This window comes from Salinigranum salinum, assembly GCF_009176545.1.
In the GTDB taxonomy this organism is placed as follows: Archaea; Halobacteriota; Halobacteria; order Halobacteriales; family Haloferacaceae; genus Salinigranum; species Salinigranum salinum.
This window is the reverse complement of the sequence record NZ_VTOJ01000001.1, coordinates 1,146,730-1,165,288: the sequence shown is the minus strand read 5'-3', so window position 1 is coordinate 1,165,288 and position 18,559 is coordinate 1,146,730. Positions and strand designations below refer to the sequence as shown.

The window sequence follows — 18,559 nt, the reverse complement described above, 5'->3', positions numbered from 1 at the left end:
TCAGAGCACCCCCCCGCGTTCGACGGAGAACTTCGAGATGGCGATGCTCAACACGAAGTTCAACAGCGCGTAGACGAGCGCGATGTCGAGCGCACCGGGTTCGCCGATGGCCGCTGCCAGGAGCGCGATGACGATGACGGTGTTCGAGCCGATGACGTTGACGGCGATGACCCGGTCCGGCATGGTGGGACCGCGGACGATGCGGTAGACGCCGACCAGTGAAGCGACGACGAACGCCGCCGCGGCGACGATGAGAACGTCTTCGACGAGCGTCATGGCTTCTCCCGCTGTTCGCGCCGTTCGAGCGGACTCGGGATGCGGGCGATGCTCCGCCCGTAGAACACGAACCGGACGGCACGCTCCAGCGACCCCGCGAAGAGGTCCTCGCGCGAACTGTGGGTGAGCGTGTGGACGGTGAAGTGGCTCTTGGTGACGTCGACGGTCAGCGTGCCGGGGGTGAGGGTGATGCTGTTCGCGAGCGTCGTCACCGGCAACGCCGACCAGACGGCGGCGTCGAACTCGACCATCTCGGGGTCGATCGGCAGCGACGGGTGGAGGACGACGTAGGCGATGGCGAGGTTCGCCTTGGCGATCTCCCACAGCAGGTACGGAGCGTAGAGGACGAGCCGAGCGACCAGTTTCGCCGTCTGTACGGGCCGGATCGGCATCGTGAGCGAGACGCCCAACAGGCTGACGGCGACGATCGTCGCGCTGATCGCCCCCGTCACGAGCTCGAACGGGACGACCGACCCGGCCAGGAGCAGGTAGAACAGGAACGAGACCGAGAAGAGACCCAGGAACTGCGTGACGTTGCCGGAACGGACGAGAAGCGGGTTCTGCCGTCCCCGCGTGACCGGTGCCTCCTCCACCACGAGGCCGGCCCGATCGACCTCCTTCTCGAGCGGCGGGAGCAGCCGTGTCTTGCCGAACGGGGAGAAGTTCGGGTCGAACACGGCGAGCTCGAGGTCGTGATCGCGGGCGTACCGGACGAGGACGTCGGCGTAGTCACCGGGACTGAACAGGTACTCACGGGTCCCGACCAGCGCCGTCTCCAGCACGACCGCGTCGGTGTCGTCACCGACGTCCTCTGCGGCCCAGACCGCGACCCGGTCGAGGAGTGAGCGTGCCGTCTCGAACTCGGCCTCTCCCGTCTCCGACGTGAGCCGCTCGGAGACCGGGTAGACGAAGTGAATCGACACCGTCCCACCGGTCTCCTCGGCGCGTTCGGTCGCGCGCTGAACGGCGTACGCGACGGTATTACGGAGGGTGTCGGACTCCAGGACAGGGACGAGGACCCGGGTGTCACTCACGGGAACCACCTCTTCCGTGACGGGCGACCGTCCGAGCGTGAACGTTTGACATCGATACCTAATCTAGGCGTTCCACCACATCCGTTAAAGGGTTTCTTTTCACCGTGTTTCGGGAGGCGGGCACGACCCTCGTCGGCGCTCGAGACGGGGGCGTTCGGCGTCGCATTCGCCGCACTCCTCGCCGCCGACCCCACGGGGGGGTCCGGTGACGACGGCGGCTCCCGGCTGCGTCGGTGGGTGCCGGTCAGGCGCTCGGCGCTGCGATAGCCGGCTCTTCGCGCAGCGTCGGCGCCACCGCGTGCGACGACGGCGGCCGGATCACCCGCGTCAGTGCCGGCGCTCACTGCGCCCCACCCCGCGTGCGATTCGAACGAGCGTCAGGACGGCGAGCGCCGCCATCGCCGCCACGCTGATCTCACCCATCGTGTCGAACGCACGGAAGTCGACGATGATGACGTTGACGATGTTGCCGCCGAAGTCGGTGAAGAAGGGGCCGTGTTCGGCGGGGACGCCCGCCCAGCACCCGGCAGACGAGGAGGGCCACGGCCGCCCCGACGAACGGGAGGAACACCACGACGAGGACGACTTCGGGTGTCGGCTACACGTGCCGGAATGTGGGGGGATTCGACTGAGGCGTTGTCGAACGAGACGGTCAGTGGCCGAACGGTGAGGAAGCAACACACCGGGCAGAGAGTGCGCGTGCGACCGGCCGTTCCGGTCACGACGACCGTGCGGAGACCGACGGGTTTCTGGAGCACGCGGTATCGGCGAACGGGACTCGAATCCTCACGGAGGCTCACGATCGGGGTGACGGCAGCAGCCAGTGACCACTGTTCGACGGGTCGTCGACGTCCGGGTGGAAGAACGCGGTCGATCCGCGCGAGAACGTGGAGGGCGAGTGACAGAAATGAACGGCGTCAAATACGTGCAGTCCCTCGTCGGAGACAGATGGGGTGGAGAGAGTACGTCCGTGACGGACCGGACGCGGCCGGAGACTCGTCGCTCGATCGTGTGATCGCCCTGTGTCTCTGGCACCGCGTCTGGGCATACACCGCGTTCCTGCTCGTGAGCGTCGTCGTCGCCTGGACGACGCCGATCACGCCGTGGTTCTGGGGGTACTGCATCGGCGCCATCACGGTCGTCGTCGGTGCGCGGATCTTCAACGTCGAGTCGTTGCAGATCGACCCTCGGTGAGATCGATCGACGAGCGAGGTACCACTGTCCAGTTCACGGGCCGTCTACGCCCTCTAGACGGTGGGTGGCCGCCGACGGACAGGCGTCGTCGGAGGGCGAGAACCGGCCGTTCAGGCGCTCGGCGCTTCGATTCCCAACTCACCGAGGAGCGTCAGTGCCGCCTCGTGCGACGACTCGGGACCGCGGGCCGTCACGAGGTCGCCGTCGACCGTGACGGAGGTGTCGGCGTCGAGTTCGGCGTCCCAGTTCGCGCCGACTGCCTTCACCTCGTCTTCGACCCAGTACGGCAGTTTCCGGCCGTCGGGCATCCGGTCGAGGTCGTCGACGATACCCTCCTCCCACTCGTTCGGGAAGCCGGTCACGTCGCGACCCGCGGCGAGGAACCCACCGTCGGAGTCGCGGGCGAACGCGAGGATGCCGACGGCGTGACAGACGACCAGCGCCTTCGCGTCGCCCTCGACCGCCTCGCGGAGGGCGGCGCGGGCGTGGCGGTCCTGGTTGACGTCCCACTCGGTCCCGTGGCCGCCGGGGAAGACGACGGCGTCGTACGCGCCGGGATCGACGGCAGCCACGGGCTCGGGGTCGTTCAGCCGCTCGTCGTTCGCGTCGCACTCCGTCACCCGGGCCGCCATCTCCTCGCCCACGGTCTCGGGGTCGACGGAGCGCTCGTCGACGACGGGCGGGTTCCCGGTCGGGGTCGCGACCGTACAGTCGACGCCCGCCTCCGTGAGCGTCTGCAGCGGCTCGACGCACTCTTCTCCCCAGTACCCTTCCTCCGTGACGACGAACAGTGCTTCTGTCATCGCGTGAGCATACTGGGGCCACGCGCAAAAGCGGCCGGGCCGCGGAAAGTTCGGCTGCCACCCCGGTCACACACGGCACTGCGTCACTCGTCGGCACCCGGCGGCGTCGTGTCGGGGTGTCGGGTCTGCGGGTGGCCGTCGTGCGTCGCGCGGACGTCTTTGTAGCGGTCGTCGTGACGGTGACAGGCCGCCTCGTGACCCGCGTCCGTGGGGCCGAGCGTCGGTCGTTCGCGGGCACAGACGGTCGGGAACGCCTCGGCGAGACGGTCTGACGCGGCCGCCTGGTCGCCGGCGAGCACGTCGTCGAGCGCCTCGCGCACCACCCGTTCGGCGCGGGGGTCCGACAGCGTCTCCGGGATGTCGAACTCCGCGCGCATCGCCGCAACGACGCGGTCGTCGCGGACGCCGTCGGCCGGACTCCCGGTCTCTGCGGCGACGAACTCCCGGACGCCGTCGACGTCGATCCCCTCCGACTGGAGGCGGATACGGAGGTTCATCGTCGCCCGCCACTCCTCCCGGCCGAGGTCGTAGTCGTCGGGCGGGATGATCTCGGGACACCGGGTGTGAAAGCGACAGCCCGAGGGCGGATTCGACGGGCTGGGCACGTCACCGGTGAGCACCGTCCCGAGCCCCCGCGACCACGGGTCCGGCTCGGGGATCGACGAGAGGAGCGCCCGCGTGTAGGGGTGCTGTGGCTCTCCGAACACCGCGGCGGTGGGACCGATCTCGACGATCTCTCCCAGATACATCACGGCGACGCGGTCGCACACCTCCCGGACGACGCCCATGTCGTGGCTGATGAAGACGATCGAGAGGCCGAACTCCGCCTGGACGCGCTCGATGAGCGTGAGGATCTCCGCCTGCACCGAGACGTCGAGCGCGCTCGTCGGCTCGTCGGCCACCACGAGGTCGGGGTTGACGACGAGTGCCCGGGCGAGCGCGATCCGCTGGCGCTGGCCGCCCGAGAACTCGTGGGGGTAGCGGTCGAAGTCCTCCGCGGAGAGACCGACGCGTTCGAGCAGGTCGCCCACGATGCGGCGACGGCGGTCGCGGTCGCGGATCCCGTGGATGACGAGCGGTTCGGCGACGGCCTCGCCCACCGACATCCGCGGATCGAAGCTCGACGTGGGGTCCTGGAAGATCATCTGTGCCCGCCGGCGGAACCGCTTCAGCTCCCGGGCGTCGTACGTCGTGATGTCCTCGCCGTCGAACAGCACCTGCCCGCCCGTGGGCTCTTCGAGCCGGAGGAGCGACGTGGCGGCCGTCGACTTGCCGCATCCGGACTCGCCGACGATGCCGAGCGTCTCGCCGCGCTCGACGGTGAAGGAGACGCCGTCGACCGCCCGCACGCGTCCCACCTCGTTCTTCAGCAGTCCCTCGGTGACCGGGTAGTGTTTCTCGAGGTTCCGGACGTCGAGCAGCGGCATCAGTCGTCACCCCCCGCGGAGGACTCCGCGTTCGCATCCGGCCCGTCGGTGGTGTCGGCGTCGGCGAGCACGACGCTCGGGTCACCACCCGGACCGAAGTGGACGCACGAGACGCGATGGTCGACGTCGGGCCCGTCGGCCGAACCGGTCGTCTCGGGGGCGGACGCCGCGTCCCGTCCGTCGGTGACGTCGTACAACGGCGGCTGGTCGCCCTCGACACAGGCGTCGACTGCGTGGGGACACCGCTCGGCGAACCGACAGCCCGGCGGCGGGTCCGTCGGGTCGGGGAGCGTCCCCCCGATGGAGTGCATCCGCCCGCCACGACCGGGCAGACAGCCGAGGAGCGCGCGGGTGTACGGGTGCGACGGTCGGTCGAAGAGGTCGTACACGCCCGCCGTCTCCATCACCTTGCCCGCGTACAGCACGATCACGCGATCGGCGACCTCCGCGACGACGCCCAGGTCGTGCGTGATGAGGAGGATGCTCATGTCGAACTCCTCTTGCAGTTCAACGAGCAGGCGGAGGATCTGCGCCTGGATCGTCACGTCGAGCGCCGTCGTCGGCTCGTCGGCGATCAGCAGCTTGGGGTTCGACGCCAGCGCCATCGCGATGACGACCCGCTGTTTCATGCCGCCGGAGAACTCGTGGGGGTAGTCGGAGAACCGCGCGGTTGCGTCGGGGATGCCCACCCTGTCGAGGAGTTCGAGTGCCCGCTCCCGCGCCGCCTCTTTCGAGACGTCGTCGTGGAGCCGGACGGCCTCGATCAGCTGCCAGCCCACGGTGTAGACGGGGTTGAGCGCGCCCTGTGGGTTCTGGAACACGTGAGCGATGTCGCCGCCGCGCACCTCGGTGAGCTCCTCGTTCGAGAGGGTGGCGAGGTCGCGGCCCTCGAATGAGATCTCGCCGTCGATCTCCCCCGGGGGCGTCCGGATCAGTCGGGTGATCGACTCGGAGGCGACCGTCTTGCCCGATCCCGACTCGCCGACGAGACAGACCGTCTCGCCCCGATCGACCGAGAAAGAGACCCCGTCGACCGCGCGGACGACGCCGTCGTCGGTCCGGAAGCGGGTATGGAGGTCGCGGACCTCGAGGAGTGGCTCTCGGTCGCGGCCCGACTCACGAGTAGTCATTTCTCGGCCCTCGGATCGAGCGCGTCCCTGAGCGCGTCGCCCATGAAGTTGAACGCCAGGATGGTGAAGAAGAGGAAGAAGCCGGGGAACGTGGAGATCCACCATCCGGTGTCGAGATCCGAGCGCCCGGCGGCGATGACCTGCCCCCACGAGGGGATGGTCGGATCTCCCAGCTGGAGGAACGACAGCGCCGCCTCCGCGAGGATGTATCCCGGGATAGCGAGCGTCGCCGCCGTGATGACGGTCGAGGAGACGTTCGGAACGAGGTGACGGCGGATGACGTACGCGGCGTCGGCCCCGGCGCTCCGGGCGGCCATGACGTACTCCTCCTCTCGCAGCTGCAGGGCCTCCGACCGCACGAGGCGGGAGATGCCGCCCCAGGAGGTGAGCCCGAACAGCAGGATGAACATGAACAGCGAGCCGCCGAAGAGGAACACCAGCAGGAGGTACAGCAAGAACGTGGGGAAGGTGAGCTGGATATCGACGTAGCGCATCAGCACCTCGTCGAGCATCCCGCCGGAGTACGCCGCGACCGTTCCCACGATGGTACCGATCGAGATCACCAAGAGCGTCGTGATGAGCCCGAGTTTCATGCTCACCTGCATGCCGTAGATGACGAGGACGAGGATGTCCTTCCCGTCGGAGGTCGTCCCGAGCGGGTGGGCGAGCGAGCCGTGACAGGCGTCACCCGTGACCTGACCCACGCACTGGATCGGCACCGACGTATCTACGGTCGTGAACATCGGCGGCTGGTACTGCCGGGTGAGCGCGAGTTCGGGCGCGGGGATGAAGATCGGGCCGACGGTGCCGATGAAGAAGACGACGACGAGGTAGACGAGGCTCACCACGGCGAGCCGGTTCTTCTTGAACTGTCGCCAGTAGTACGCCGTGAGCCGGCGGTTGTCCGATAGCGGGAGCACCACGTAGAAGACCATCACGACGAGCGTGAGGACGAACAGCCAGTCGAGCTGGGTGACATCCCAGATGAAGGCGTCGCCGAACAGCGGTACCGCCGGCGGGAGATCGAACTCGAACGTGGGGGTGTCCGTCGGGACGACGACGTAGTCGTAGACGAAGACGACCGCGAGGACCGCGAGGACGCCGAGCGTACCGAGGTCGCGCCGCGAGAGCACGGCACGGCCGCTGTCTTCCGACCAGTCGATGTCCTCGAAGGTCTCGTGTTCGGGGCCGCCTTCGCCGCCGTACCCTCCTCGGGAGTCGGTCTCCGTCGCCATCAGCGATCACCGTAGTCGATGCGTGGGTCGAGGATCGTGTACGCGAGGTCCTGGAACAGGTTGCCGACGATGGCGATGAAGACGCCGATCAACACGGTTCCGAGGACGAGTGCGGTGTCCTGTGCGATGATGGCCCGGAACGACAGCTGTCCCAGCCCGGGGATGCCGAAGACGACCTCGACGAGATAGGAGGCGGCGATGAAGATACCGAGGAGGTCGGAGATGAGGATGGTGACCAGCGGCGGGGAGGCGGGCCGGAGGATGTGTCGGGTGAGGACGCGCCACTCGCTGGCCCCTTTCGCCCGCGCGGTCTTGACGAAGTCCGACTGGACGAACTCCAGGGTTCGCGCCCGCGAGTAGCGCATCAGCCCCGCGATGGTGCCGGTCGTGAGGACGATCACGGGCAACACCAGCTGCTGGGCCATCTGGAGCGAGAAGAAGGGGGCGTCGGGGTCGAAGACGACCGGGAACCACCCCAGCTGGACGCCGAACACGAGCAGGAGGATGATGGCGAACCAGAAGTTGGGGATCGCGAAGCCGAAGAAGGCGAAGAACGTCGCCGCGTAGTCTGTCTTCGTGTACTGGTGGGTGGCGGAGTACAGCCCGATCGACAGGCCGAGGAGGATCGAGAGGATCGTCGTCGGGACCGAGTAGATGGCGGTGTACGGCAGCGCCGCCCAGATCGCCTCGATCACCGGCTGTGAGCGGCTATCCGACCACCCCCAGTTGAGCGAGACCATGTTCGTCATGTAGGTCGTGTACCGCTCCCAGAGGGGGCGGTCGAGACCGCGCGACTGCTCGAACGCCGCCTCGGCGGCTTCGGCGCTCCCGCCGGCCTGTGCCGCCTGGAACTGCAGTTCGGCGGCCTGCTGGTTCGGCGTCACCGTCAGGAGCCCCCACGTCACGGAGAGGATGATGAACGTCGCCACCACGGTCCAGAGGAGCCGCCGGACGACGTACCAGCGCATACTCATCGTCGGCTCCCCGGACGGATCACTCGAAGTACCACCGCTGGGAGTCCCAGCCGCTCGCGAAGTCCTCGATCGGCCCCTGGAGGGTCGAGCGGTAGCCCGAGATCGACGACGACATCGTCACGAAGCCGAACGGCTGTTCGTCGTTGATGAGCCCGAACGCCCGGCCGAACAGCTCGCGGCGCTCGGTCTCGTCGGCCGTCTGTGACGCCTGTTCGTACAGCCCGGCGATGTCCGCCTCGGGGACGTAGCCGTAGTAGTTGATCCCGCCGCGCGTCTCGAAGAACCCCTTGGAGGAGGCGGGCGTGTACGGGTAGGTGTTGAACCCCAGGTTGAGCGACATATCCCACGGCTCCTGGCTCACGGAGACGTCGCGGGGGCCGCCGTTGAACCGGCCGGCGCTCCAGGGCGCCTCCTCGCCCTGGGACGGGGTGTTCGAGGCGTACTTCTCGATGAACGACGAGGTGGCCTTGAGCTCGACGTCGATGCCGGCGTTCTTCTGGAACTCCTGGGCGACGAACTCGGCGGTCGTCTGCTCCGTGTTCTGGCCCTGGTCGAAGAACAACGAGAGGGTGACCTGCTCGCCGTTGCCGTTCTCGAGGGTGTCGCCGTCGTAGCTGTACTCGGTGCCAGAGAGCGCGTCCGCCAGCGCCGAGCGCGTGACCTCGGGCCCGTACCGGTCGCCGACACCGTAGTTCGTGATCCGGTCGTCGACGTACCACTTCGTCCACTTCGGTTGCATCGTCTGGGCGACCTGCGCGTAGCCGCGGTAGATGCTCTCGGCGATGGCCTGCTTGTTCACGGCGTGTGCCAGCGCCTGCCGGACCGCCTTTCGCCTGAAGGGCCGCCAGCCGTTCGCCCGCTGGTTGTACGTCAGGACCGAGACGAACGGCTGTGGCGTGACGTTGAGGTAGACCCCGTCGGTGTCCTGGAACTGGTTAGCCTTGTTCGGCGGAACGCCGGCGCTCGTGACGTCACCCCCGCGGAGCGCGCCCAGCCGGGCGCTCTCCTCTTTGATCACGCGGACGATGTACCGATCGAAGTACGGTGCCTCCGCGAACTGCGAGGCGAACTCGTCGTCGTACCCCTCGAACCCCCCGTTCGCGGCGACCTCGCGCAGGTAGTAATCGTCGTTGCGGGTGACGACGAACTGCGACTCGCGCTCCCACTGCTCGTACGTGTAGGGGCCGAGGTTGCCGGTGTACGCCAGCGTGTTGACCTCCTCGTCCTGTTTCAGCCCCTCGGTGTCCTGGTTCGGGACGTACTTCTCTAAGAGTCCCTTCGGCATGCAGTTCTGCCCCCAGAGGACGGGTTTGAACGGGAACGACGGGTCGATCTCCGGCAGTCGGATCTCGAACGTGAGCGTCCCCGTCTTCTCGACCGGGATCGGCTCGCCCCCGCGGATCCAGTCGTCGGCGTTGGGGTAGCCCGACCAGTTCTCCGACGCCTGGAAGACGTTCGTGATCATGTACACCCAGTCCTCGGCGGTCATCTGGCCGTAGCCGGCACCCCACTGGAGGTTGTCGCGGAGCGAGACCTCGTAGACGCGGCCGTCCTCGGTTGAGATGTCGGCCCAGAGCGGGAAGATCTCCTGCTCGGGCGTGATGACCCAGGTCGCGTCCATCGTGAGGCCGATGTAGCCGCCAGAGGTCGTGTCCGCGATGGAGATCCAGTTGAGCGAGGAGGCGTCGACCGACGACGCACTGACGTACGTGCCGCCGACGCTCCGCTCGCCGTCGCTGGCGCCGCTCGCCCGGCTATCCGAGGTCGTCTGGTCCGTCGTGCTCCCGCCGCTCTGGTCCCCCCCGTCGCCGTCGGAACCGTCTCCCTGGCTGCTCGAACAGCCCGCGAGCGCCGCGACACCCCCGACGCCCAGTAGTTTCAACAGGTCTCTCCGACCCGGCCGATACAGGGCGGCCGGGCCGTCGTCGCCTCCGGAACCGGATGGCATGGTGTGTGAAAACAGCCTCCAAAGTAAATATCCATCGGTGGGGGGTGTCATTCACGCGAAATCGTCCGTTTCCACCCCGGAAACAGCCGATCGCTTCCGGACGCGTCGACGAGGGTCGAACCGCCGCCGCTCGGGTCCGCGGCGGGCCGTGCGATCAGTCGTCGCCCTGTGCGTCGACGACGACGACCTCGCCGTCCTCGACGGTGACGTTGATGAGCGTCTTGACCGAGTAGTCGGTGTCGTCGAGTTTGTTCGGCCCTGCCTTCTTGATCACGGCGACCACGTCGATCACGTCGGCACCGATGTGCGACAGCGCGTCGAGGATGGCCTTCATCGTGCCGCCCGTCGAGAGCACGTCGTCGAGGACGAGCACCTTGTCGCCCGACTTGACGTCGTTGATGAACATCTCCGAATCGGAGTAGCCCGTCGTCTGGTGGAGCGACACCTCGCCCGCCAGCCCGTACTGTCGTTTGCGGATGACCACCAGCGGGATGTCGGTCATGAGCGAGACCGCGGTCGAGATGTGGATACCCATGGCCGCGGGCGTGACGATCTTGTCGACGTCCTCGATCTCCGCCTTCCGGATGATGCGGATGACGATCTCGCGCAGGAGCTCCGGTTCGAGCATCGGCACCCCGTCGCTGATAGGGTGGACGAAGTACTGGTAGTCGTCTTTCTCGATGATCGGTGCGTCGAGGAGCGACTGCCGCAACTGGTCCATGCCGACGGTACCGAAGGGGAGGAATAAAACGTGGCGGTTCGCCCGCTCGCTCGCGTGAGGTCGTCTCGTCCCGGCTCTCACGGGGCGGTCTTCGGGAGTTCCACCACGAAGACCGCACCGCACGGCTCGTTGTCCTCCACCCACACGTCTCCCCCGTACTGTTCGACGAGCGTGTAGACGAGGTGGAGGCCGATGCCGGTGCCGGGGCTTTCGGGACCCATGTTCCCTTTCCCGAAGATCGCCTCCTTCCGCTCGTCGGGGACACCCGGACCGTTGTCGGCGATCCGAACGACGGCGTCGTCGTCGGTCTCGTCACACTCGACGTGGATCGTGGGTGAGCCGGTGCGGTTGTGACGAACCGCGTTGCTCAGCAGGTTGCCGAACACCGACGACAACAGCTGGTTGGCCCGGACGGTCACTCGTGGGAGACCCACGACGGTGATCGTCGCATCGTCGTGTGCCGCCCGCTTCTTCTCCACCTCGGCTTCGAGGAGGCGGTCGAGCGCGACCCGTTCGAGCCGGACCTCGGCGTCGTCCTCGAGTGATTCGACGAAGTCCCGGGCGATGGACGTGAGCTCGGAGATATGCGTGCTCGTCTCGTCGATGCGCTCGACCGTCTCCATCCCCGCCTCGTCGACGTGTTCTCGGATCATATCGGCCCATCCCATGAGCAACTGGAGGTCGTTGTTGATGTCGTGACGGACGATGCGGTTGATCATGGCGAGCGTCTCGGACTTCTGTGCCAGTTTCCGTTCGTTGTGCTTCTGGAGCGTTATCTCTCGAGTCACGAGCTGGACCGACTCCACCTCCGTGGCGGTCGCGAGCGGCACCGCGATGTTGTGGAAGTGCCGCATCCCGATACTGTCCTGAAACGTTACCGCGCTACCGGCCGTGATCGCACGCTTGCTCTGTTCGATGCGGGTCGCCGCGACGTCGGCAGGGAGACAGTCGGACAACTGTCGCCCGACGAGCTCCGACTCCGACGCTCCGAACGAGCGCGCCATCGTGTCGTTGACGGCCCGGAGCGTCCCGTCGACGTCGAGCCGACTGATCTCGTCCGGGGAGTTGTCGACCAGTCGTTCGTACTTCCGCTGGGTCCGATGCCGTTCGACGACGTTCCGGATGCGGTTGACGAGCAGTTCGAGCGGCTCGTCCACCTGCACGCTCTCTTTCAGGAGGTACTCGTCGATACCCATCCTGATCGCGCGACTCGCGACCTCCTCGCCGCCCTCGCCGGTGAGCAGGATGAACGGGACGTCGTACTGGTCCTCGACCCGCTCGTACAGCCCCAGGCCGGTCGTTTCCGGCATCTGGTAGTCACTCACGATACAGTCGACTGGCTCCCGTGCCAGCGCCGCCATCGCCTCGTCGGCGTTCGTCGCCGTCGTGGTGGTCATTCCGTGGGTCGACTCCAGCTTGTCGGTGAGAAGTGAGATGAAGAAAGCGCTGTCGTCAACGATGAGAATAGAGAGTGACTCGTCGACCTGCATCGTTTCTCTGTGTCTCTTCTCCCGTTTTAACGCCTCTGCCCCGTTTCTCTGTTTTGAAAACAGTTCCTCGATCGTCGACCCGTCGCCGCTACACCACCTCGATCTTGAACACCGCCTCCTCGATCCCCTCGCTCCGACAGTCCGGACACCGGGAGGGGTAGTTGACGGGGTCGTCGAAGGCGCTGAACCCGCAGGTCCGACACTCGGGCGGCGCGACGAGGAACTGCTCGTCGTCGCCGTCGAGCGAGCGCGCGACGTGCCGGAGGTGGTCGTACACCGTCGAGGCGGGGACGCCGACGCGCGTCGACAGTTCGCTCGCGGTCGCCGGGGCGGCGCGGAGTTCGTCGGCGATGCGCTGTCGCGTCGTGTCCTCGGTCATGCTCGGGGTCGGAGGCGAACGGGCAAACGTCTTGTCGTGCGCACGCGGCGGCAGACTCGCACACGACTCCCGGCCGGTGACCGTTCGCGTATCGGCCGGTGACCGTTCGCGTATCGGCCGGTGACTGTTCGCGTATCAGCTGGTGACCGTTCGCGTATCGCTCCGGAGAGGACATAGCAAAGACAAAAACACCGCGGAGAGAAACGGCGGACGAACCATGAAGGCAGTTGTCCTGGCAGGCGGGTACGCCACGCGCCTCTGGCCCATCACCCGGCACCGTCCGAAGATGTTCCTCCCCATCGGGGACGGCACCGTCATCGACACCATCTTCGAGGAGCTCGAGGCCGACGACCGCATCGACGAGGTGTTCATCAGCACCAACGAGTACTTCGCGGACGAGTTCGAGGAGTTCCTCGCCGAGAGCGACTACGACAAGCCCACGCTCTCGGTCGAAGAGACCGTCGAAGAGGACGAGAAGTTCGGCGTCGTCGGCGCGATGGCCCAGCTCATCGACCGAGAGGAGGTCGACGACGACCTGCTCATCGTCGCGGGTGACAACCTCATCAGCTTCGGCCTGTCGAACTTCATCGACTACTTCGAGGAGAAGCAGTCGCCGTCGCTCGTCGCCTACGACGTCGGCTCGAAGGAGAAAGCCAAGTCGTACGGCCTCGTCGAGCTCGAGGGCGACAGGGTCGTCAACTTCCAGGAGAAACCCGAGAACCCGGCCAGTACGCTCGTCTCGATCGCGTGTTACCTCTACCCGCAGGACACCCTCCCGCTGTTCGAAGACTACCTCTCGGACGACAACAACCCCGACGAGCCCGGCTGGTTCGTCCAGTGGCTCCAGTCGCACGAGGACGTCTACGCGTTCACCTTCGACACCGAGTGGTACGACATCGGGACGGCCGCGTCGTACCTCGACGCGGTCGAAGGCTACCTCGAGGGGGACAACTACGTCCACGACGACGCGGTGATCGAAGGGTCCGACCTCGGCGATAACGTCCACGTGATGGCGGGCGCACACATCGAGAACTCGACGATCGACCGCTCGGTCGTCTTCCCCGACGCGACGATCGTCGACTCGACACTCGACGAGTCGATCGTCGACGAACAGACCCACGTCGAGGGCCTCGAACTGACCGAGTCGCTCGTCGGGGCGTACTCGCAACTACGCGACGAGTAAGGCGACGATACCTCGAGTCACGCGAGTCGCAACGCGACGGGACGGCCCGCGGTCACCAACAGCCGCTGTTTTTCACACGCGACCCGCACGAACGGTCGACGACACGCCCACGAACGTCCGGCGTACGCCGACAGCCAGCACGCGCCGACGCCGACAGCCAGCACGCGCCGACACCGACACGGTTCAGCACTGACTCGGCACCGACCCCGCACCGATCCGGCGGCGTGCGACGCGGTGACTCAAAGCGCCGATTGAGCCTTGGATACCTTTTGGGTGGTTCCGCGTCGAGGAGTGGACACGCATGAACGAGTACGCCCGAATCGCCTCCCCACTGGTGACCCAGTCGGTCGACCGGAGCATCGCCGCCCTGCGGTGGGTCGGCTTCTGGTCCGCCGTCGCCCTCCCGTTCCTCCACGTGCCGTTGCTGGCAATCGAAGGGTTCACCGCCACCTCGGCTCCGGTGATCCTCGCACTCTGGCTGGCGAACGCCGCCGCGCTGGTCGTCGGCCGTGACCACGCCCCCCGCGGACGGGGACAGGAGTCGCCCGAGCGAGCACGAGCATGAGCCGCACCGACGCGTCGACGGCGCGCAAGCGCGACCGGCTCGAGCAGTACCTCCGCCGGCGGGCCGAGGACGGCGAGTTCTACTTCAAGAGCAAGTTCATCGCCGGCGAGGTCGACCTCTCGACCAAGGAGATCGGCGCGCTCCTCCCGGAGATTCGCCGGTCGACGAGTGCGCTGGATATCGACGAGTGGGGGTACGCGAACGCCACGACGTGGCGGGTCGTCCCCGCGAGCGACTGATCACGTCCTCACCGGACACCCGCGCCATCGGATGACTGACCACGCCGACGGATGACTGGCTCCGTCTCCGGACGCGCGTCGCGTCCACCACCGGGACGATCGACGCCTCGCAGTCACGCCGACGGCGCGGTGGATATTTGTCACCACGACCGGATGAGGCTGTATGGACGGGACATCGGACGCGACGGTCGGTGACCACGGACATGTCCACCACAGGAGCCGCTGGCCGGTCGTCGCCGCCGTCGGTGCAGCGGCGCTGTACGGCGGGGTCGGGCTGTTGCTCGCCGGTGGATCACTCCTCCCACGGCTCCCCCTCGGCGGACTCGCCGCCGTCGGCGGTGTGCTGCTGTTCGTCGGGCTCGTCGGCTGGGCCTACGAGGCGTTCGTGGCCGACTACTGGACGACGCAGGCCGACCGCTCGCGGCTCTACGTCGGGGGGATGGTGCTGTTCTTGATCTCGGACGTGGCGACGTTCCTGGCGGGGTTCGTCTACTACGCGTTCATCAGAGTGGGGTCGTGGCCGCCGAGCGAACTCCCCCCGCTGGTCGGCTCGCTCGTGCTCGCGAACACGCTCGTGCTCGTCGCGAGCAGCGGGACGATCCACCTCGCACACGGCGCGCTCGAGGCCGGCCGCCGGCAACGGTTCGTCAGGTGGCTCGCGGTCACGGTCGGCCTCGGCGTGGTGTTCGTCGCCGGGCAGGTGTTCGAGTACTACGAGTTCGTCGTCCACGAGGAGTTCACCCTCTCGGGTGGGGTCTTCGCGAGCGCCTTCTTCGGTCTCACGGGCCTCCACGGGCTCCACGTGTCGCTCGGCGTCGTCCTCCTCGGCATCGTGCTCTGGCGCGCGCTGCGTGGTCACTACACCGAGGGTCGCGACACCGCGGTCCGGACGGTCGCGCTCTACTGGCACTTCGTCGACGTCGTGTGGATCTTCCTCGTGGCCGTGCTGTACGTGGGTGCGGTCGTCGGCTGAGCGTGGACGGTCGCGACGACGTCGGTGGCTGGTCGAGCGAATCCCCGGATCCAGGGTCCAGGGTCCAGGGTCCCGCCTCCGTCCCCGTCCCCGTCTCAGTCGCGCTCGTCTGCCTGCCGTTCGAGCGCGACCAGTTTCCGGTAGGCCGGCGGCGTGAGGACGGCGACGGTGCCGAGGCCGATGGCGAACAGTCCCAGCGGGAAGCCCAGCGGCGGGGCCCGGAAGCAGGTGTTCTCGGCGACGATGGTGACGTAGTACGGCGCTCCCTCGAAGACGACGATGGCCCCCTCCTCGAACGCGGGACGGTTGCGGAACGACCCGTGGATGTGCGCCTCGCGGCGCGGGGCGTCGAGCGCCGCGACGAACGCCTCCTGTTCGGCGTCGGTCAGATTCTCGAACGGGATGCGAGTCAGGTCCGGGCCGCCGTCGTCGGTGAGCGCCGCGGCCCGCTCGGGCGGCTCGACCAGGATGGTCGGCGAGTCGCAGTCGCGGAGGTCCTCCTGAATGAGCGCGTAGCCACCGGGGACGGCGCCACCGATCCCGATGGAGATGAGCAGGACGCCGACGAACGGCGCCACGTAGGTGAACAGCACGGAGTCGGAGTCGGCGTCGGCGTCGCCCATCGCGATCACCCCGCCTCCGACTCCGACGCCAGCCGGTCACGCCGCCGCGTCTGGAGATACCGAAACGTCACGGTCAGCCCGATCCCGTAGGCCCAGTGTGCGACGAGCACGAATCCGAGGTAACCGACGAGTGCGAGCCCGCTCTGTCCGGAGTAGAAAGCGATGAGGAAGCCCGAGGAGATGATCGTCGCGAAGACGAGCCCCGTCTCGAACAGCAGTCGACCCGGGAGGTAGTCGGAGAACGCGAGGAACAGGAGTGGCCAGGTGACGGTCCCGCCGACGAGGAACAGCGCGGCACCAACGGCGGGGGTCGACGGGAGGCCGACCAGTTCGCCGAGCTCCGCGAGCGAGGCGAGGTCGAAGACGCCGACGACCGCCGCGGTGCCGAGCCCACCCGCCATCAGCAGCGTGCCGACGAAGCCACCGACGGCTGCGATCGAAGCGTTCGACACGACGACGCGCCAGGTGGAGCCGACCGCACCCGCCGAGAGGGAGCTGGCCGCCTCGGCCTCGGGCGCGTACGACCGACGGGTCGTCTCGGGCTCGGTCGGTTCCATGTCGTAGCGGTCGACCAGCCGCCGCTCGAACCACTGCCACTCGTTGGTGAACTGGTTCGTCCGCTTGAGATCCCAGGGGTCGGTCGTCTCCACCGGGTCGCCCTGCCAGTACGACGCCAGCATGTTGTACACCCAGAGGAGGGCACTCAGCCCGACCATGTACGAGCCAACGGTGGCGATCTGCTGTGCGAGCTGGAACTCCGCGGGGTAGATCGCCTGCCGTCGCGGGAGGCCGAGGCCGCCGATGACGAGGAGCGTCATGAACGCGACCGTCCCGCCGACGACGAGGAGGACCGCCTGGAACCGGGCGAGCCGCCGGTCGTACCACCGGCGAGTGATGAGCGGATACCAGTAGTAGCTCGCCGCGATCATCATGAACGGGATGATGCCGACGACGATGAGGTGGAAGTGGCCGACGACGTAGTAGGTTCCGTGGTAGAGGATATCGATGGGGATGACGGCGAGGAAGACGCCGGTAACGCCGCCGACGATGAACGTGCCGATCCCGCCGGCACAGAGGATGAGCGGGGCCGTCACGCGGATGTCGCCGTCCCACATCGTCGTGAGCCAGTTGAACACCTTGATCGCCGACGGGACGGCGATGGCGATCGAGACGGCCATGAACGACGCGCCGATGCGCGGGTCGACACCCGTGGTGAACATGTGGTGAGCCCACACGCCGAACGCGAGCACGCTCAGGCCGAGCGTCGAGTAGACCACTGCGCGGAAGCCGAACAGCTTCCGCCCGACGAACTTCGGCAGGATGAGGCTCATCAGCCCGGTCGCCGGGAGGAAGAGGATGTACACCTCCGGGTGGCCCCAGAACCAGAAGAGGTGTTGCCACAGGAGCGCCCCACCCCCGTCGGCGGTGAAGAACGTGGTGCCGAAGTTGCGGTCGAGCAGGAGCATGACGATCGCGCTCCCGAGCAGGGGAAACGCGAACAGGGCGAGGCCGCTCGTGACGAGCATGTTCCACGAGAAGATGTCGAGTTCGGCCCAGGTGACGTCGTCGTCGCGCTCGTAGAACACGGTCGCGATGAAGTTGATCGCGCCGACGGTGGTGGCGATGCCGCTCAGGTGCAGCCCGAGGAGGAGCAGATCGAGCTGGGGGTTCGGCGACTGGATCGACAGCGGCGCGTACAGCGTCCACCCCACCCCGACCTCCCGCACCGTGAGGAGGAAACGGATGGGTTCGGTCGGGAGGAAGACGTTCAGTACCTGCCCACCGACCTGGATGAACAGCCCCGCCCGCGCGAGCAACAGCGCCGGCGGCAACAGCCAGAAGCCGATGGAGTTCACCCGCGGGAACGCCATGTCGTCGGCGCCCAGGAGGAGCGGGAGGACGTAGTTACCGATGCCGAAGAAGACGGGCGCGGCGAAGAAGATGAGCATCGTCAGCCCGTGGGTCGTGAAGAGGGCGTTGTACGTCTCCGGGGTCCAGATGTCCGCCGCAGGCGTCAACAGTTCCGTCCGCATCATCATGGCGTCGATCCCGCCCCACACGCCCGCGACGGTGCCGAAGACGAGGTACAGCAGCCCGATGTCCTTGTGGTCGGTCGTCGTGAGCCAGCGGACGGCACCGTTCTGCAGACGACCGAGCTCCGTGCGGACCGCGTCGCGCTGGACGGTCCCACCGTCGCTCAGGACGTGCCGCCCGCGCGCACGCCACCACACCGCGAGACAGCCGGTGAGGACCACACAGAGCGCCGTCATCTCGACGAGAGCCCGGTTCATCGAGCCACACGTCCCGGACGGCGTCCCCACGTTCTGCTGACAACACGCATTGACAGGTACTGCGAGTCGGACTG

18 protein-coding genes and 1 pseudogene are annotated in these 18,559 nt (G+C 67.3%); 5 read left to right on the top strand and 14 right to left on the bottom strand.

From position 1 onward, the window contains the following. From FZP69_RS05500 to mbhE, 3 genes and pseudogenes are all read right to left on the bottom strand, one after another. A complete protein-coding gene (locus FZP69_RS05500; protein WP_152040343.1) occupies nucleotides 1-276 on the bottom strand; it encodes a cation:proton antiporter in 276 nt (91 codons plus the stop codon). Continuing rightward, entirely contained in the window at nucleotides 273-1,310 is a 1,038-nt protein-coding gene (locus FZP69_RS05495; protein WP_152040342.1) for a monovalent cation/H+ antiporter subunit E, read from the bottom strand. Before FZP69_RS05495 ends, FZP69_RS05500 begins: the two co-directional genes overlap by 4 nt. A gap of 327 nt (nucleotides 1,311-1,637) precedes the next feature. Beyond that, a pseudogene (gene mbhE / locus FZP69_RS23330) lies at nucleotides 1,638-1,826 on the bottom strand (hydrogen gas-evolving membrane-bound hydrogenase subunit E); the annotation flags it as partial. A 432-nt stretch (nucleotides 1,827-2,258) separates the two neighbouring features. On the opposite strand from mbhE, the gene FZP69_RS05485 reads away from it, so the two are divergent. After that, nucleotides 2,259-2,504 (top strand): hypothetical protein, encoded by a 246-nt coding sequence (locus tag FZP69_RS05485; RefSeq protein ID WP_152040341.1) that lies wholly within the window; start codon nucleotides 2,259-2,261, stop codon nucleotides 2,502-2,504. A 110-nt stretch (nucleotides 2,505-2,614) separates the two neighbouring features. Here the strand turns inward: FZP69_RS05485 and FZP69_RS05480 are convergent, their stop codons facing one another. The 9 genes from FZP69_RS05480 to FZP69_RS05440 form a co-directional block, all read right to left on the bottom strand. Then, nucleotides 2,615-3,307 (bottom strand): type 1 glutamine amidotransferase domain-containing protein, encoded by a 693-nt coding sequence (locus FZP69_RS05480; RefSeq protein ID WP_152040340.1) that lies wholly within the window; start codon nucleotides 3,305-3,307, stop codon nucleotides 2,615-2,617. 83 nt (nucleotides 3,308-3,390) lie between these two features. After that, nucleotides 3,391-4,734, bottom strand: coding sequence for an ABC transporter ATP-binding protein (locus tag FZP69_RS05475; RefSeq protein ID WP_152040339.1), 1,344 nt, complete (start codon nucleotides 4,732-4,734; stop codon nucleotides 3,391-3,393). After that, the gene (locus tag FZP69_RS05470) at nucleotides 4,734-5,864 is read right to left on the bottom strand and encodes an ABC transporter ATP-binding protein (RefSeq protein ID WP_152040338.1); all 1,131 of its coding nucleotides are present in this window, start codon (nucleotides 5,862-5,864) and stop codon (nucleotides 4,734-4,736) included. Before FZP69_RS05470 ends, FZP69_RS05475 begins: the two co-directional genes overlap by 1 nt. Beyond that, entirely contained in the window at nucleotides 5,861-7,099 is a 1,239-nt protein-coding gene (locus FZP69_RS05465) for an ABC transporter permease (RefSeq protein WP_152040337.1), read from the bottom strand. Before FZP69_RS05465 ends, FZP69_RS05470 begins: the two co-directional genes overlap by 4 nt. After that, nucleotides 7,099-8,067, bottom strand: coding sequence for an ABC transporter permease (locus tag FZP69_RS05460; RefSeq protein WP_152041522.1), 969 nt, complete (start codon nucleotides 8,065-8,067; stop codon nucleotides 7,099-7,101). Before FZP69_RS05460 ends, FZP69_RS05465 begins: the two co-directional genes overlap by 1 nt. A gap of 25 nt (nucleotides 8,068-8,092) precedes the next feature. Beyond that, nucleotides 8,093-10,021 carry an ABC transporter substrate-binding protein gene (locus FZP69_RS05455; protein ID WP_152040336.1) on the bottom strand — a complete coding sequence of 643 codons (1,929 nt, stop codon included), beginning with the start codon at nucleotides 10,019-10,021 and terminating at the stop codon, nucleotides 8,093-8,095. A 154-nt stretch (nucleotides 10,022-10,175) separates the two neighbouring features. Then, a complete protein-coding gene (gene hpt / locus FZP69_RS05450; protein ID WP_152040335.1) occupies nucleotides 10,176-10,742 on the bottom strand; it encodes a hypoxanthine/guanine phosphoribosyltransferase in 567 nt (188 codons plus the stop codon). Between the two features lie 77 nt (nucleotides 10,743-10,819). Continuing rightward, nucleotides 10,820-12,232, bottom strand: a complete 1,413-nt coding sequence (locus FZP69_RS05445) for a sensor histidine kinase (RefSeq protein ID WP_152040334.1) — start codon at nucleotides 12,230-12,232, stop codon at nucleotides 10,820-10,822. Nucleotides 12,233-12,320: 88 nt separating this feature from the next. Beyond that, complete coding sequence (locus tag FZP69_RS05440) at nucleotides 12,321-12,611, bottom strand: transcriptional regulator (protein ID WP_152040333.1); 291 nt, start codon at nucleotides 12,609-12,611, stop codon at nucleotides 12,321-12,323. Between the two features lie 217 nt (nucleotides 12,612-12,828). Between FZP69_RS05440 and FZP69_RS05435 the strand changes: the two genes are divergently transcribed. The 4 genes from FZP69_RS05435 (at nucleotide 12,829) to FZP69_RS05420 (ending at nucleotide 15,571) form a co-directional block, all read left to right on the top strand. After that, nucleotides 12,829-13,794: a nucleotidyltransferase family protein gene (locus FZP69_RS05435; protein WP_152040332.1), complete on the top strand. Its 966-nt coding sequence runs from the start codon at nucleotides 12,829-12,831 to the stop codon at nucleotides 13,792-13,794. A 301-nt stretch (nucleotides 13,795-14,095) separates the two neighbouring features. Then, nucleotides 14,096-14,359, top strand: coding sequence for a hypothetical protein (locus FZP69_RS05430; protein ID WP_152040331.1), 264 nt, complete (start codon nucleotides 14,096-14,098; stop codon nucleotides 14,357-14,359). After that, entirely contained in the window at nucleotides 14,356-14,598 is a 243-nt protein-coding gene (locus FZP69_RS05425; RefSeq protein ID WP_152040330.1) for a DUF7123 family protein, read from the top strand. Before FZP69_RS05430 ends, FZP69_RS05425 begins: the two co-directional genes overlap by 4 nt. A gap of 163 nt (nucleotides 14,599-14,761) precedes the next feature. Next, nucleotides 14,762-15,571: a cytochrome c oxidase subunit 3 gene (locus tag FZP69_RS05420; RefSeq protein WP_152040329.1), complete on the top strand. Its 810-nt coding sequence runs from the start codon at nucleotides 14,762-14,764 to the stop codon at nucleotides 15,569-15,571. Between the two features lie 95 nt (nucleotides 15,572-15,666). Here FZP69_RS05420 and FZP69_RS05415 read toward each other — a convergent pair whose 3' ends face one another. Further along, the gene (locus tag FZP69_RS05415; RefSeq protein WP_152040328.1) at nucleotides 15,667-16,194 is read right to left on the bottom strand and encodes a hypothetical protein; all 528 of its coding nucleotides are present in this window, start codon (nucleotides 16,192-16,194) and stop codon (nucleotides 15,667-15,669) included. A gap of 5 nt (nucleotides 16,195-16,199) precedes the next feature. Then, the gene (locus tag FZP69_RS05410; RefSeq protein WP_152040327.1) at nucleotides 16,200-18,485 is read right to left on the bottom strand and encodes a DUF6789 family protein; all 2,286 of its coding nucleotides are present in this window, start codon (nucleotides 18,483-18,485) and stop codon (nucleotides 16,200-16,202) included. Between the last annotated feature and the right edge of the window lie 74 nt (nucleotides 18,486-18,559).